Source organism: Pseudomonas sp. BN417 (assembly GCF_029871205.1).
Lineage (GTDB): Bacteria > Pseudomonadota > Gammaproteobacteria > Pseudomonadales > Pseudomonadaceae > Metapseudomonas.
In genome coordinates, this window is the sequence record NZ_SSOJ01000057.1 from 1 (window position 1) to 15,385 (window position 15,385).

The window sequence follows — 15,385 nt, forward strand, 5'->3', positions numbered from 1 at the left end:
CCTCACCGTGCACAACGCCCGCGTCGACTACAGCGATGCCAAGAGCGGCAAGCAGTTCAGCGCCGAAGGCATCGAACTGACCACTGGCGCGATCCGCGAAGGCGCCAGCATCCCGGTCAAGCTCAGCGCCTTCTTCGGCACCAACCAGCCGGTCCTGCGGGCCAAGACCGAGCTCACCACCAACCTGCGCTTCGAGCGTGCCCTCAAGCGCTACCAGCTGGAAGACCTCAAGCTCAGCGGCGAAGCCTCGGGCGAACCGCTGAAGGGCAAGACCCTGGCCTTCAATGCCCAGGGCCAGGTGCTGGCGGACCTCGCCGCCAACATCGCCGAATGGAACAGCCTGAAGTTCTCCGGCAACCAGCTGCGCGCCCTTGGCGATATCAAGGTGCATGACCTGGACAAGGGCCCGCGCCTGGAAGGTGGCCTGTCCATCGCGCCGTTCAACCTGCGCGAGTTCCTCACCGGCGTCGGCGTCGAGCTGCCGCCCATGAGCGACGCCAACACCCTGCAGAAGTTCGAGCTGGTGACCAAGCTCAACGGCAGCACCAACAGCCTGGCTTTCGAGGGCCTCAGCCTCAAACTCGACGACAGCAGCTTCAGCGGCCGCGTGGCGGTGGCCGACTTCGCGCAGAAGGCCGTGCGCCTGCAGCTCAAGGGCGACAAGCTCGACCTGGACCGCTACCTGCCGCCCAAGACCAAGGCCAAGCAGGAAGCCAAGAGCGCCCGCCAGGCCGAAGTGAAGACCACTGTGGCCGCCGCCAGCCAGGGCAACACCCCGCTGCCCAACGCGCCCACCCAGGCGGCCTGGAGCGAAGCCCCCGTGCTGCCGGTGGACCAGCTGCGCAAGGTGGACCTGGAAGCCGCCCTGAACATTGGCCAGTTCACCGTCGACAAACTGCCGATGACCGACTTCAGCCTCAAGGCCAACGGCAAGGGCGGCCTGCTGACCCTGGAGGACCTGCGCGGCGGCCTGTTCGGCGGCAGCTACCAGGCCAGCGCCCAGATCGACGCCCGCCCGGCGGTACCGCTGCTGAAGGCGCAGAAGCGCGTCAGCAAGGTGCCGGTGGAGCAGTTGCTCAAGGCTCTGGAACAGAAGCCCCCGGTCCGCGGCCTGCTGGACATGAACGCCGACATCACCACCAGCGGCAACAGCCAGAAGGCCTGGATCGACGGCCTCAATGGCACCTCGAGCTTCGTCCTGAACGACGGCGCGCTGCTTGACGCCAACCTCGAACAGCAGCTCTGCCAGGGCATCGCCACCCTCAACCGCAAGGAGCTGAGCAGCACCCGCGACGGCAAGGAAACCCCCTTCGAGGAACTCAAGGGCTCACTCAACTTCGTCAATGGCGTGGCCAGCAACCCCGACCTGCGCGCCAGCATCCCCGGCCTCAAGGTCAAGGGCGACGGCGCCGTGGACCTGCGCGTACTGGGCCTGGACTACCGCGTGGGCGTGATCATCGAAGGCGACAAGAGCGAGATGCCGGACCCGGCCTGCCAGGTCAACGAACGCTACGTCGGCATCGAATGGCCGCTGCGCTGCCGCGGCCCGCTGGAACTGGGGGCCAAGGCCTGCCGCCTGGACAAGGACGGCATGGGCAAGATCGCCGGCAAGCTGGCCGGCGAGAAGCTCTCCGAGAAGCTCGAGGAAAAGCTCGGCGACAAGGTCAGCCCGGAACTGAAGGACGCGCTCAAGGGGCTGTTCAAGCGATGACTCCCGAACAGTTCTCCGGCGCCGTGCTCGATTGGTACGACCGCCACGGACGCAAGGATCTGCCCTGGCAACAGGGCATCACCCCCTACCGCGTCTGGGTTTCCGAAATCATGCTGCAGCAGACCCAGGTCAGCACCGTGCTCGGCTACTTCGACCGCTTCATGGAGGCGCTGCCCACGGTTCAGGCCTTGGCGGCGGCCCCGGAAGATGAAGTGCTGCACCTCTGGACCGGCCTCGGCTACTACACCCGCGCACGCAACCTGCAGAAGACCGCGAAGAAGATCGTTGCCGAGCACGGCGGCGAATTCCCTCGCGACGTCGAACAGCTGGCCGAGCTGCCGGGTATCGGCCGCTCCACCGCCGGCGCCATCGCCAGCCTGTCCATGGGCCTGCGTGCGCCGATCCTCGACGGCAACGTCAAGCGCGTCCTGGCCCGCTACGTCGCCCAGGACGGCTATCCGGGCGAGCCCAAGGTGGCGAAGCAGCTCTGGGAAGTGGCCGAACGCTTTACCCCGCGCGAGCGGGTGAACAACTACACCCAGGCGATGATGGACCTCGGCGCCACCCTCTGCACCCGCAGCAAGCCCAGCTGCCTGCTCTGCCCGCTGCAAAGCGGCTGCCGCGCACACCAGTTGGGCCGGGAGAGCGCCTACCCCGTCGCGAAACCGCGCAAGGCCCTGCCGCAGAAGCGCACCCTGATGCCGCTGCTGGCCAGCCGCGATGGAGCCATCCTGCTCTATCGCCGGCCGTCGACCGGACTCTGGGGCGGGCTCTGGAGCCTGCCGGAGCTGGACGACCTCGACGCCCTCTCCCCGTTGGCCAGCCAGCACGCGCTGCACCTTGGCGAGCGCCGTGAACTGCCTGGACTGACCCACACGTTCAGCCATTTCCAGCTGGCCATCGAACCCTGGCTGGTGCAGGTGGAAGGCAGCGCCCCCGCCGTGGCCGAGGGCGACTGGCTCTGGTATAACCTCGCCACCCCGCCGCGCTTAGGGCTAGCCGCCCCGGTGAAGAAGCTGCTCAAGCGAGCGGCCGATGTATTGAATGCAGGAGAGATGAGATGACCCGCACCGTGATGTGCCGCAAATTCAAAGAGGAACTGCCGGGCCTGGAGCGTCCGCCGTACCCGGGCGCCAAGGGCGAGGACATCTTCAACAACGTGTCGAAGAAGGCCTGGGACGAGTGGCAAGCCCACCAGACCATGCTGATCAACGAGCGTCGTCTGAACATGATGAGCGCCGAGGACCGCAAGTTCCTCCAGGCCGAAATGGACAAGTTCTTCTCGGGCGAAGACTACGCCCAGGCCGAGGGTTATGTGCCCCCGAGCGCGTAAGCACCCGTAATAACTAAATTTTTTTCAGAAGGGTGTTGACGAGGGGCCGGCAAATCCGTTTAATAGCGCCCCGTTGCCCAGGTAGCTCAGTCGGTAGAGCAGGGGATTGAAAATCCCCGTGTCGGCGGTTCGATTCCGTCCCTGGGCACCACTAATACCGAACAAAAAGTCTCAGCCATGTGCTGGGGCTTTTTGCTTTCCGGCCCCCGCACTTTACTCCCCCTGCCCTCCCCATCACGAAGTGGAGGCACCCGGACAGCGCTGCTAACCTCACTGCGTACGCTGCACCCTGCTGTGAGCGCCAGGCCGGCCTTGGCCCGGAGAGGGCCAGTCCTGAGGGAAATGGGGGATTGCATGAAGGGAATAGTCTTCAACCTGCTGGAAGAAGTGGTCACCCGGCACCGAGGCGCGGATGCCTGGGACGCCCTGCTGGAAGGAGCGGACCTCGACGGTGCGTACACCTCCCTCGGCAGTTACCCGGACGAACATATCTACCGGCTGGTAGGGGCCGCTTCGGTGGCGCTGGGCATGCCGCCCTTCGACGTGCTGCGCTGGTTCGGCCGGGAAGCCATGCCGGCGTTGGCCAGCCGCTACCCGGCCTACTTCACTCCCCACGCTTCGACCCGCCCCTTCATCCTCAGCGTCAACGCCATCATTCATCCCGAAGTCCGCAAGATCTATCCGGGAGCCGACGTGCCCTCCTTCGGCTTCCACGACGACGCCGACGGCACGCTGCTGATGACCTACCGCTCCCCGCGTCGCCTCTGTGCGCTGGCCCACGGCTTCATCGAAGGCGCCGCGGCGCACTTCGGCGAATCCCTGGACGTCGACCACCTCGACTGCATGCATCGAGGGGATCCCGAGTGCCGCTGCCGCATCACCTTCCACGGCAAGCGTCCGGATTGAGCGGCCATGGACCACTCACCCGCGCAAGACACTGAAGCGGACAAGCTGCGGCGCCGCCTGCAGCGTGAGCGCCAGGCACGCCTGGAGGCAGAGCTGATCGCCGAGCGCGGCTTGCGCGAGCTCTATGAAAAGCAGCAGCAGCTGCAGTTGCTGGAGTCCATCGCCGACGCCGCCAATGGCGCCGCCTCGGTCGCCGACGGGCTCAGCTTCACCGTGCGCAGCATCTGTCAGTTCACCGGCTGGCGGATCGGCCACGCCTACCTGACGGTCAATGTCGAAGGCGAACCGCGCCTGCGCTCGACTGCCATCTGGCACAGTGCCGACGAGGCGCCCTTCACGGACTTCCGCCAGGTGACCGAAGTCATGGAGTTCCGCCCCGGCATAGGGCTGCCCGGCCGCGTGCTCGCCAGCGCCGCTCCAGCCTGGATCACCGATATCGCCCAGACTCCGGAGTTCTGCCGCATCGCCGCCGCGGAACAGGCCGGCCTCAAGGCTGCAGCCGCTTTCCCCGTACTGGTGGGCAGCGAAGTGGTCGGTGTTCTGGAGTTCTTCGCCAACAGCGTACTGGCGCCGGACGATACGTTGCTGCACCTGATGGCGCAGATCGGCGTGCAGATGGGTCGGGTGGTGGAACGCAAGCGCGCCGAAGAGCAACTGATCGACGCCTTCCACGACCCGCTCACCGGCCTGCCCAACCGCGCGCTTTTCGCCGATCGCCTGTCACGCGCCGTGGCCCGTTGCAGCCGCCATCGGGAGGCGGCCTTCGCGGTGCTGTTCATCGATCTCGACCGCTTCAAGCTGGTCAACGACAGCCTGGGCCACCTGGCCGGCGACCTGCTCATCATCCAGGTCGCCGCACGCCTCGGCGGCTGCCTGCGGCAGAGCGATACCCTGGCGCGGATGGGCGGCGACGAGTTCACCATCCTGCTGGACTGCATCGACACGCCCGACGCCCCGGTGCTGGTCGCCGAGCGCCTGATGAGCGCCCTGGAACCGCCCTTCCTCATCCATGGCGAGCAGCTCTACATCAGCGCCAGCATCGGCATCGCCCCCAGCGACCTGGGCTACGAGTCGGCGGAAGAAATCCTCCGTCATGCGGACCTGGCCATGTACCGGGCCAAGACCCTGGGCAAGCACCGCTTCGAGCTCTTCGACCACAGCATGCACGACCTCGCCGTCGGCCGGCTGACGCTGGAGACCCAATTGCGCCAGGCCCTGCGCGATGGCGAGTTCATCCTGCACTACCAGCCCATAGTCCGGCTGAGCGGCGAGGGGATAGTGGGCGTGGAAGCGCTGGTGCGCTGGCAGAAGCCGACCGGCGAACTGGTCTACCCCGGCGACTTCATCCAGGCGGCCGAGGACACAGGCCTGATCCTGCCGCTCGGCCTCTGGGTACTGCGCGAAGCCTGCAGCAACATGGCACGCTGGCACCGGGAACATCCCCGCCCCGCGCCCCTTACCGTGAGCATCAACCTGTCGGCCCGCCAATTCGCCCAGCATGACCTGGTACAACAAGTCGGCAGCATCATTGCCGAAACCGGCATCCGCCCGGAGTGCGTTCGCCTGGAGATCACCGAAAGCGTGTCCATGGCCGACTCCGAGCGGACCACCGCGGTGCTTGAGCAGCTCCACGACCTGGGCGTACGCATCAGCATCGACGACTTCGGTACCGGCTATTCCTCCCTGAGCTACCTGCACCGCTTCCACCTGGATGTGCTGAAGATCGACCGCACCTTCGTGACCCAGCTCGACCAGTGCCCGGAAGGCCGGCAGATAGTGCAGACCATCCTCAGCCTGGCCCGCAACCTGGGCATCGAGGCCGTCGCCGAGGGCGTCGAAACCGAACGCCACCTGGCGATTCTCCAGTCCCTGGACTGCGACTTCGGCCAGGGCTACCTCTTCGCCCGACCATTGTCCGCCACCGCCTTCGCCGGGTTGCTGAACGATAAATCGCTGCCGGCCGGGCATGAATCGACCGAACCCGGCACCCGCGCCGCGCCACTCAAGTAAGCGATTGATTCTGAAAGAAAAACGTATATGGATGGGGCTAAAACGCGCCAGTCGGGCATTTCAGCCCGATGCCGGGGCTTTTTAGCTACCGCGACAAGCAACTGCAGCGATGCGACAACCTCGCTTGCAGAGCCATTGCAGGGCTCCCCGCCGGCTTTCGCCTGGCAAAGCGCTATGCTAGGTTGGCCGTCGCCAGGAAGGCCGCCCCACCGCCCGAGTGCCCCCGAACAATAAGAGGACCCCCCATGGCCCAAGCCACGCCAGCGCTTGAAATCCGCAACCTGCACAAACGCTACGGCGATCTCGAAGTGCTCAAGGGCATATCGCTCACCGCCAACGACGGTGATGTGATCTCCATCCTCGGCTCGTCCGGTTCCGGCAAGTCGACCTTCCTGCGCTGCATCAACCTGCTGGAGAACCCGCACGAGGGCCAGATCCTGGTAGCCGGCGAAGAACTCAAGCTCAAGCAGAGCCGCAGCGGTGAGCTGGTCGCCGCCGACAACAAGCAGATCAACCGCATGCGCAGCGAGATCGGCTTCGTCTTCCAGAACTTCAATCTCTGGCCGCACATGACGGTGCTCGACAACATCACCGAAGCGCCGCGCCGCGTGCTCGGCCAGAGCAAGGCCGAGGCAACCGAGATTGCCGAGGCCCTGCTGGCCAAGGTCGGCATCGCCGACAAGCGCCACGTCTACCCGACCCAGCTTTCCGGCGGCCAGCAGCAGCGTGCGGCCATCGCCCGTACCCTGGCCATGCAGCCGAAGGTAATCCTGTTCGACGAGCCCACCTCGGCCCTCGACCCCGAGATGGTACAAGAAGTGCTTAACGTGATCCGCGCGCTGGCCGAGGAAGGCCGCACCATGCTGCTGGTCACCCATGAAATGAACTTCGCGCGCAACGTTTCCAGCGAAGTGGTTTTCCTTCACCAGGGGTTGGTAGAAGAGCAGGGACCGCCACAGCAGGTATTTGACAACCCGCTATCGGCGCGCTGTAAACAATTCATGTCCAGCAATCGCTAAAACACGGAGCAAGATCGCATGAAGAACTACAAGAAGATTCTGCTGGCTGCGGCCGCCACTCTCGCTTTCGGCACCAGCGCCGTCGCCGCCGACAAGCTGAAGATCGGCACCGAAGGCGCCTACCCGCCCTTCAACCTGATCGATGCCAGCGGCCAGGCCGGCGGCTTCGACGTCGAGATCGCCCAGGCCCTCTGCGCCAAGATGAAGGCCGAGTGCGAAGTGGTCACTTCCGACTGGGACGGCATCATTCCCGCCCTCAACGCCAAGAAGTTCGACTTCCTCGCCGCCTCCATGTCGGTTACCGAAGAGCGCAAGCAGGCCGTCGACTTCACCGATCCCTACTACACCAACAAGCTGCAGTTCATTGCCCCGAAAGGCTCTGACTTCAAGACCGACAAGGCCAGCCTGAAAGGCAAGGTCATCGGTGCCCAGCGCGCCACCATCGCCGGCACCTGGCTGGAAGACAACATGGCCGACGTGGTCGACATCAAGCTGTACGACACCCAGGAAAACGCCTACCTCGACCTGTCCTCCGGCCGTGTCGACGGCGTGCTGGCCGACAAGTTCGTCAACTGGGAATGGCTGAAGAGCGACGCCGGCAAGGACTTCGAGTTCAAGGGCGACCCGGTGTTCGACAACGACAAGATCGCCATTGCCGTGCGCAAGGGCGACCCGCTGCGCGAGAAGCTGAACGCAGCGCTGAAGGAGATCGTTGCCGACGGCACCTACAAGAAGATCAACGACAAATACTTCCCCTTCAGCATCTATTGACCTGCCTGCCGGTGCCGCCTGACCGCGGCACCGGCACTTGAACCCCCATGACCCTAGACCTATACGGATTCGGCCCGGCCCTGGCCGCGGGCACCCTCATGACCATCAAGCTGGCGCTTTCCGCGCTCTCGGTGGGCCTGGTGCTCGGCCTGCTCGGCGCATTGGCCAGGACATCATCCATCAAGCCGCTACAGTGGCTGGGTGGCACTTACTCCACACTTGTGCGCGGGATCCCCGAGTTGCTCTGGGTCCTGCTGATCTACTTCGGCACGGTCAACCTGATGCGTGCATTGGGCGAATGGCTCGGCTACCCCGATCTGGAACTGAATGCCTTCGCCGCCGGCACCATCGCCCTCGGTCTGTGCTTCGGCTCCTACGCCACCGAGGTGTTCCGCGGTGCCATCCTGGCCATTCCCAAGGGGCACACCGAAGCCGGCATGGCCCTGGGCCTGTCCAAGGGACGCATCCTCTGGCGGCTGATCCTGCCGCAGATGTGGCGCATCGCCCTGCCGGGCCTGGGCAACCTGTTCATGATCCTGATGAAGGACACCGCCCTGGTATCCGTGATCGGCCTCGAGGAAATCATGCGCCGCTCGCAGATCGCCGTGACTGCCAGTAAGCAGCCCTTCACCTTCTTCATGGTCGCCGCCTTCATCTACCTGGGCCTGACCATCCTCGCGATGATCGGCATGCATTGGCTGGAGAAGCGCGCCGGCCGTGGCTTCAAGCGGAGCGCAGCATGAACTGGGACGTCATACTCAAATACCTGCCGCAGCTGGCCCAGGGCGCGATCCTTACCCTGGAACTGGTAGCCATCGCGGTGCTCGCCGGCCTGATCGTCGCGCTCCCCCTGGGCATCGCCCGCGCCTCCCGCCACTGGTACGTGCGCGCCCTGCCCTACGGCTACATCTTCTTCTTCCGTGGCACGCCACTGCTGGTGCAGCTGTTCCTGGTCTACTACGGGCTGGCGCAGTTCGAAGCGGTGCGCAAGGGGCCTTTCTGGCCCTATCTGCGCGACCCCTTCTGGTGCGCCGTGATCACCATGACCCTGCACACTGCGGCCTATATCGCCGAGATCCTGCGCGGCGCCATCCAGGCGGTGCCGCCGGGCGAGATCGAAGCGGCGCGGGCGCTGGGCATGTCGCGGTTCCAGGCGCTGTTCTTCATCATCCTGCCGCGCGCGGCGCGCATCGGCCTGCCGGCCTACAGCAACGAAGTGATCCTGATGGTCAAGGCCAGCGCCCTGGCCAGTACCGTCACCCTGCTGGAACTCACCGGCATGGCGCGCACCATCATCGCCCGCACCTACCTGCCGGTGGAGATCTTCTTCGCCGCCGGCCTCTTCTACCTGTTGATCGCCTACGTGCTCGTGCGAGCCTTCCGCGTGCTCGAACGCAAGCTGCGAGTGGATGCCCTGCAAGGCCGCTGAGGCCGGTTACCGCTCCTCGTCCACGGGATGAGGAGCGGTGGCGGCGGCGTTATAATCGCCGCCCCCGATTCCTTTCCGCTACGCCAGCATGACCACTCCCGCGCACCTCCAAGGCCCGCTCCTGCGGGAACGCTTCACCGCCCTGGACAACTTCCTGCGTGCGCACCAGGATCTCTGGCGTCCGGTACCCTTCACCGAACTGCATTTGCCTTGGGAAAAACGGTATCCCGAGCTGGCCGGCTGGCTGCGTCAGCGCACCCTGGCCGAGGCGGACGCCATTCACAACCACCCCGAGCAGCTCCAGGCTCCGGCGCCGTACCCACAGCTCGCCGCCCAATCCGCGACCCTCAGCTGGGTGGGCGAACTGCCGGCCGCCCACCTCGGAACCGTCCCGACCGCCTTCACAGTCGACGTGCCCGGGCGCAAATGGCAGCAGATCGAGGCCTTCGCCAGCCGCCTCGGATTCCGCCAGGCACCCGGCCACTGGCTGGACTGGTGCGCCGGCAAGGGGCATCTGGGCCGCCGCCTGGCCCATGACGGTACTGCACTGACCTGCATCGAACTGGACCCCGAATTGGTCAGCGACGGGCAACAACTCAGCCGTCGCCTCGGCCTTGCCGCCGAGCACCGGGAGCAGGACGCGCTGGCCGACAGCGCCGCCCACCACCTCTCGGCCGCCCATACGCCGGTCGCCCTGCATGCCTGCGGCGATCTCCATGTGCGCCTGCTGCAATTGGCCAGCGCCGCCGGTTGCCGCCAACTGGCCGTGGCTCCCTGCTGCTACAACCGCATCCGCACCCCGGACTACCGGCCACTGTCCGCGACGGCCCGAGCTTCTTCGCTGCACCTGAGCCAGGCCGACCTGCGCCTGTCGCTCAGCGAAACCGTCACCGCCGGCGCCCGCGTCCGCCGCCAGCGCGACCAGTCCATGGCTCGACGGTTGGCTTTCGATCTGCTGCAACGGGAACTGCGCGGCTGCGACCAGTACCTGCCGGTCCCGTCCCTGCCCACCAGTTGGCTGGACAAACCCTTCGCGCAGTACTGCCGCGACCTCTGCGAACTGAAGGAGCTGCCCCGCCCAACAGAGCGCGACTGGGACGCCCTGGAAGCGCTGGGCTGGCAGCGCCTGGCCGCGGTGCGCAACCTGGAGCTGCCCCGCAGCCTGTTCCGCCGCCCACTGGAAATCTGGCTGCTGCTGGACCGCGCCCTGTTTCTCGAAGAACAGGGTTACCAGGTCAGCCTCGGCAGCTTCTGCCCAACCCAGCTGACCCCGCGCAATATCCTGCTGCTGGCCGAACGCTGAGCTTACCCACAGAATCTGTGGATAACTTTGTTGATGAAATCTGGGCAACCTGCCGCCAGCCCTTCCCCTGTGCGGCCAGCGACAGCTGGACGTTTTTTGGACAACCTACAAAAAGCCAATGAAAACAGCAGGTTGAAAAAATCCGAGAATTGCCGCACAAAATCTCGGAACGGCCGTATCAGGTGAATCGCCATTGTGCATAAGCACCCTGCCTCTGATTCGAAAACCAATGCGTTCCTGTTGCGTAATGGTTTACTCGCCACGCCCAATCGCTATAATGGCGACCCTTCTTCGCCGGTATAGCTCAGCTGGTAGAGCAACTGACTTGTAATCAGTAGGTCCCGGGTTCGATTCCTGGTGCCGGCACCATATAAAGAAAAGGCCTCGCAGCGATGCGAGGCCTTTTGTTTTTGGGCTCCCCTGTCTTTCGGTAAGCACAATCGCCCGTTCATTCCATTGCCGCACACTGCACTACCGTACCGATCTAACCTTCAAATCGAGGCGCAGTGCCCGGCGACTGGAGCGACACAAGATGAATTCTGAAGATTCTCCCGAGCTCCAGGAGCTGGGCCTGCAGCCCACCAAACCGGACGAAAGCCCCCGCCCCAAGGCGGCTCCAGCCAAGTTCCAGATCGATACCCGTGGGCGGGTCGACCGGCGCCAGTCCGCCGACCGGCGTCAGATGATCCGTTTCGAGGAGGACCGGCGAAAAGGCGATCGCCGTGCCAGTACCAATCCCTGGGATAATGGGATCAACCTCTGAACCGCCTTCCATTTGAACCAGGAAATCCACCCTGCCGGTCACGATAGGGTGTGCCACACGCGACGATTGAGACGTTAGCGCAGGCTTCCATCCCGCGGCGGTGCGCACGATTCGTCGCAACATCCGCTCCTACACTTACGCCATTCGCTAGGTGCCGCGCCTGCCTGCCAGCCAACGGAGCAGTCTGCCTATGTCTCAGCCCACCAGCCGCCTTGAGGGCTTTCTGATCGCTGCGATCCTTGTCGTATTGGTGTGGTTGCCACTTCCCTTGGGCAGCAATCGTGATTGGGCGGTTGGGCTTCTCATCCTTTTGATGGGTGGCCTGGGCTGCATCTGGGCGATCGGACAGTTACGCAGAGGTGTCGTGCGGGGCGCTCGGAACAATGCCATCAAGACCGCCCTGCTCCCACTCGCGCTGCTTCTGTTCACGCAGGCCTGGGTGGCGGTGCAATGGCTGGCCGGGCTGACTGTGGATGAGGGATCGACCTTCCAGTACCTGATGCTCGGCCTGGCCTACTGCCTGCTGTTCTTCCTGGTGGTCAGCCTGTTCCACACCCGAAAGCGACTGAGTCTGGTGCTCGGCACGCTGGTGGTGAGTGGCACCTTGCAGGCCTTCTTCGGCGCCTTCATGACCCTTTCCAACGTGGAGTGGCTGTTGGCCGTTCCCAAAAGCAGCCATCTCGGCGACGCCACCGGCACCTTTGTAAACCGTAACCATCTGGCCGGTTACCTGGAAATGACCCTGGCCTGCGGCATCGGTCTGCTACTGGCCCTGCGCGATGGTCGCCCCTTCAGCTGGGTCAATCTGATGGAGCTGCTTCTGGGCCCCAAGGCACGCCTGCGCCTGGCACTGGTTGTCATGGTCATCGCGCTGGTCATGACCCACTCGCGCATGGGCAATACCGCCTTCTTCGCCAGCCTGTTGCTGGTGGGCGGCCTGTTCATACTGCTGGAAAAGGAGCACCGCCTGCGCAACGGCCTGGTCCTGGCCAGCATCATCCTCATAGACGTCCTGGTGGTCAGCCAGTATTTCGGCCTGGAGCGGCTCAAGGACCGAGTGCTCGATACCCGCCTGGACGATGTGGTGGTGAATGGTGAAGTGGTCCAGCAGGCCAACGAAGTTCGCGATGATGTGTTCAGCTACGCCCTGCAGCTTCTACAGGAGCGACCGCTACTTGGCCAAGGCGCCGGCAGCTTCGAAGCGGTGTTCCCCAAGTACCCGGGCGAAGACATCCGCATTCACTTCGACCATGCGCACAACGACTATATCCAGTTCGCCGTCGAGCTCGGCCTGCTGGGCAGCCTCCCGCTGGCCGCCTTCGTCCTGCTGGCCCTGTGGCATGCGTTCAAGGCGCTTTGGCGGCGCGAATCGGTTTACCGCAGGGGGGTAGGTTTCGGTGCGGCAATGGGCATCATCGCCCTGCTGATCCACTCCACCACTGACTTCAACCTGCAGATCCCAGCCAATGCCGCAACCCTGGTCGTTGTCTGTGCGATTGCCGTGCTCGCCGGAAACCAAGTCGCCCCGCGCAAGCACGCCGAACAATCGCAACAAGCCTGCCCCGCCCCTCTGGCTTAGCCCATCAACGCTGCGAGCCTTCCGGCCCAACCGGGCGCTTATTCGCCTGCCCTTCCGGCCTGGCCGCACCGGCGAAGCGACCACGCACCCCACTTTGCAACCGCAGCGCGCAGATCCATCCCAGCAATACGCCCAGGGTGTTGGCAAGCATGTCACTAACCGATGGCGTGCGACTGGGCTGCAAGCCCTGACCGAGCTCGATCAACAGCCCAGTCCCCAGGCTGAAGGCCAGGAGCCAGATGAAAGGCGAGCGGGGAAACGCCAGCCGCGAGGTCACCATCAAGGCCGCAAAACCGAGCAGGTGGTGCAACTTGTCCTGCTGGTCAACGGCCTCGGGCAAGGGCTCTGGCTTCAAGCCGGCGAACAGAATGATCGCCAGCACGGCAAGAAAGGGCAGAACACGCAGGTAACGCATGCTAGAAGCTCTCGATGTTTTCAGACAGCTGTCGCCTGAAATGAACCAGACGGCGCGGGCACAAACAATGCCCGTAACCATGATCAAGGCGACGGGAGAGCCGACAGCATGGCAAGCGACGCGACTCCGGCGACCTGCTGCAGTGGCTGTCCAGCACCACAACCTCAAAACCGGCGCCGCCGCTTCCCAGGATTTTTTCAGTCACAAATCAATGCGCCTGTGCTTCCCCAAAAGCTGAGCGATCTTTTCCTTGAGCAACAGCCAGGCGAACTGGCTGTTGGTGGTCAGATAGCGCTTCCACATCCGCCCCGGCTCCTGGATCACCCGGTAGAGCCATTCCAGCCCATGGTTCTGTACCCACTTCGGGGCGCGTCTGACTCTCCCGGCGACCACGTCAAAAGTGCCGCCCACACCCATCACGAAGGCTACGCCCAACTGATCACGCCAGTGGTTGATGAAGTTCTCTTTCTTGGGCGAAGTGATGGCGACGAACAACAATTGGGCGCCGGAAGCGCGGATTTTCTCGACCATGGCGGCTTCGTCATCCCAGAAGTAGCCGGAGTGGTAACCCGCGATCCTGAGGCCGGGGTACAGCGCCTGAACCTTCGCGGCCGTAGCGGCAACGACATCTTCTTTCGCGCCCAGCAAATAGACTGAAAAGCCGTTGGCTGCACTCATCGCCAGCAACTCGTAGAACAGATCGACACCGGCCACCCGCTCCGGCACGGGATAGCCGAGAAAGCGCGCGCCGAGCACCACGCCCATGCCGTCGATATTGATAATGTCGCAGGAATGCACGGACTCGTTCAGCTGAGCATCACTGCGCATATGCACCAGCTTGGCGACATTCACCACCACATGCTGGGTAAAGTGGCCGGTGGCTACTGCACTACGAATAACGTCAACGGTTTCGCCCATACTGGCGACGTCCATCGGACAGCCCAACACTTCGATTCTCTGCATGATTCAACTCCGCGCGGTAACGGTTGTAGAAAGCAAGCGAGTAATAGGCCCAGGCCTGGGTCCAGCGGGTGTAATTGATGCGATTGGTCAGCCAGCGGGTCTTCTGGTAGATGAACTGGCCGTTGGCTGGCTGATACAGCAACTCGATGGCACGCTGTACCACCTTGTCGCAGAGCTGCAGATCGGCAGCGCCACCGCCCACCTTGAGCAAAGTGAATGCCGCCTGGGCAAAGCTGTGCATGTCGATCGGATACACCGAGTTGTCGTAGTACCGGGCCGTACCGTCTTCTTCAAACAAGGTATTCACGTAGTAGGCGTAGCCTTGGCGAATACAGGCATCGAACTCGTCGATGCCTGTGGCATCGCGCAGCATGCACAGCGCCTCCAGGTTGAAACCGGTGTGAAAGCCGTCGATGAACTGGTGATGGTGGCGCGCGCCGTAGACCCAGGAGCCATCGGCCGCCTGTTCCCGCACTGACTGGCGAGCGACCCGCAGCGCCTGCGATACGAGCGCGTCATCGCCCATCTGCTTGCCGGCAAACGCGCACCAGGCCGCGCCCCACAGGCTGGCGTTGTGCACGAAGGCCCGCTCACCGGGGATGTACGCATAGAAGCTGCGCCCATCAGCGTCGGTAAACAGGTGGATGGAGATAAAACGTGCGCAATCCAGGGCGATGTCGATCAAGGCCTGGTCGGCGCTGAGCTGCCCCAATTCGTGAAGGGCACGCGCCACATAACAGGTGGTAATGATGTTCGGCTTGCCCGCCGGTACGTAGAACGCTCGCGCCTGCCAGTCGAAGTGGTAACCCCAGCAGCTGTGGGTCCACTCGCGCGGATCGCTGCGCTGGGTCAGCAGCCAGTCGGCCAGTTCGCGGGCCTCCTGCAGGTAGCCGGCTTCGCCGGTACGCCGGTAATCCTGCAATAGACCGGAGATGAACAGACCAATCCCTTTTGGATTGCGTCTCTTCGGCACGCGCAACAGAGGGCGGAAATTGATCGGTGAGCGTTTGCCCAACTGCAGCCAGGCCAGACGCACCCACTCGCTGCGGTACAGCGGTGTGGCCTGAAGCAGCTTACTGTTCAGCGAGTCGAAGGGGTCGTAACCGGCAAACTGCTCGGCACGAATAGAGTCGAGAAGTTGCGAGTTGAGATTGATCAGGTTGCCCATGCGAGCGGTGCTCCC

Annotated in this window: 15 protein-coding genes and 2 tRNA genes; 14 read left to right on the plus strand and 3 right to left on the minus strand. The window is 64.0% G+C overall.

Annotation, left to right across the window (positions count from 1 at the left end):
- The 14 genes from E8F11_RS05430 to E8F11_RS05495 all read left to right on the plus strand — a co-directional run.
- On the plus strand, window positions 1-1,711 hold a 1,711-nt coding region (locus tag E8F11_RS05430), incomplete at its 5' end, for an AsmA family protein (RefSeq protein ID WP_280287774.1).
- Window positions 1,708-2,775 carry an A/G-specific adenine glycosylase gene (gene mutY, locus E8F11_RS05435; protein ID WP_280287775.1) on the plus strand — a complete coding sequence of 356 codons (1,068 nt, stop codon included), beginning with the start codon at window positions 1,708-1,710 and terminating at the stop codon, window positions 2,773-2,775. The genes E8F11_RS05430 and mutY, both read left to right, overlap by 4 nt.
- Entirely contained in the window at window positions 2,772-3,044 is a 273-nt protein-coding gene (locus tag E8F11_RS05440) for an oxidative damage protection protein (protein ID WP_280287776.1), read from the plus strand. Before mutY ends, E8F11_RS05440 begins: the two co-directional genes overlap by 4 nt.
- A gap of 75 nt (window positions 3,045-3,119) precedes the next feature.
- Window positions 3,120-3,195 (plus strand) — tRNA-Phe (locus tag E8F11_RS05445).
- 203 nt (window positions 3,196-3,398) lie between these two features.
- Complete coding sequence (locus tag E8F11_RS05450) at window positions 3,399-3,950, plus strand: heme NO-binding domain-containing protein (RefSeq protein WP_280287777.1); 552 nt, start codon at window positions 3,399-3,401, stop codon at window positions 3,948-3,950.
- Between the two features lie 6 nt (window positions 3,951-3,956).
- Window positions 3,957-5,960: an EAL domain-containing protein gene (locus E8F11_RS05455; protein WP_280287778.1), complete on the plus strand. Its 2,004-nt coding sequence runs from the start codon at window positions 3,957-3,959 to the stop codon at window positions 5,958-5,960.
- A gap of 245 nt (window positions 5,961-6,205) precedes the next feature.
- On the plus strand, window positions 6,206-6,979 hold the full coding sequence (locus E8F11_RS05460) for an ABC transporter ATP-binding protein (protein WP_280287779.1): 774 nt from the start codon (window positions 6,206-6,208) through the stop codon (window positions 6,977-6,979).
- An 18-nt stretch (window positions 6,980-6,997) separates the two neighbouring features.
- Window positions 6,998-7,750, plus strand: coding sequence for an ABC transporter substrate-binding protein (locus E8F11_RS05465; RefSeq protein ID WP_280287780.1), 753 nt, complete (start codon window positions 6,998-7,000; stop codon window positions 7,748-7,750).
- Window positions 7,751-7,797: 47 nt separating this feature from the next.
- Entirely contained in the window at window positions 7,798-8,493 is a 696-nt protein-coding gene (locus E8F11_RS05470) for an ABC transporter permease (RefSeq protein ID WP_280287781.1), read from the plus strand.
- Window positions 8,490-9,179, plus strand: a complete 690-nt coding sequence (locus E8F11_RS05475) for an ABC transporter permease (protein WP_280287782.1) — start codon at window positions 8,490-8,492, stop codon at window positions 9,177-9,179. The genes E8F11_RS05470 and E8F11_RS05475 overlap by 4 nt, the downstream gene beginning before the upstream one ends.
- A gap of 88 nt (window positions 9,180-9,267) precedes the next feature.
- On the plus strand, window positions 9,268-10,482 hold the full coding sequence (locus E8F11_RS05480) for a methyltransferase (RefSeq protein WP_280287783.1): 1,215 nt from the start codon (window positions 9,268-9,270) through the stop codon (window positions 10,480-10,482).
- A 293-nt stretch (window positions 10,483-10,775) separates the two neighbouring features.
- A tRNA-Thr gene (locus tag E8F11_RS05485) sits at window positions 10,776-10,851 on the plus strand.
- 163 nt (window positions 10,852-11,014) lie between these two features.
- Window positions 11,015-11,245, plus strand: coding sequence for a hypothetical protein (locus tag E8F11_RS05490; protein ID WP_280287784.1), 231 nt, complete (start codon window positions 11,015-11,017; stop codon window positions 11,243-11,245).
- 364 nt (window positions 11,246-11,609) lie between these two features.
- The gene (locus E8F11_RS05495; RefSeq protein WP_280287785.1) at window positions 11,610-12,824 is read left to right on the plus strand and encodes an O-antigen ligase family protein; all 1,215 of its coding nucleotides are present in this window, start codon (window positions 11,610-11,612) and stop codon (window positions 12,822-12,824) included.
- A 4-nt stretch (window positions 12,825-12,828) separates the two neighbouring features.
- On the opposite strand, the gene E8F11_RS05500 is transcribed toward E8F11_RS05495, so the two are convergent.
- The 3 genes from E8F11_RS05500 to E8F11_RS05510 all read right to left on the minus strand — a co-directional run bounded on the left by E8F11_RS05500 (window position 12,829) and on the right by E8F11_RS05510 (window position 15,370).
- On the minus strand, window positions 12,829-13,239 hold the full coding sequence (locus E8F11_RS05500) for a VanZ family protein (protein ID WP_280287786.1): 411 nt from the start codon (window positions 13,237-13,239) through the stop codon (window positions 12,829-12,831).
- A gap of 201 nt (window positions 13,240-13,440) precedes the next feature.
- A complete protein-coding gene (locus E8F11_RS05505) occupies window positions 13,441-14,202 on the minus strand; it encodes a WecB/TagA/CpsF family glycosyltransferase (RefSeq protein WP_280287787.1) in 762 nt (253 codons plus the stop codon).
- On the minus strand, window positions 14,141-15,370 hold the full coding sequence (locus E8F11_RS05510) for a hypothetical protein (RefSeq protein ID WP_280287788.1): 1,230 nt from the start codon (window positions 15,368-15,370) through the stop codon (window positions 14,141-14,143). The genes E8F11_RS05505 and E8F11_RS05510 overlap by 62 nt, the downstream gene beginning before the upstream one ends.
- Between the last annotated feature and the right edge of the window lie 15 nt (window positions 15,371-15,385).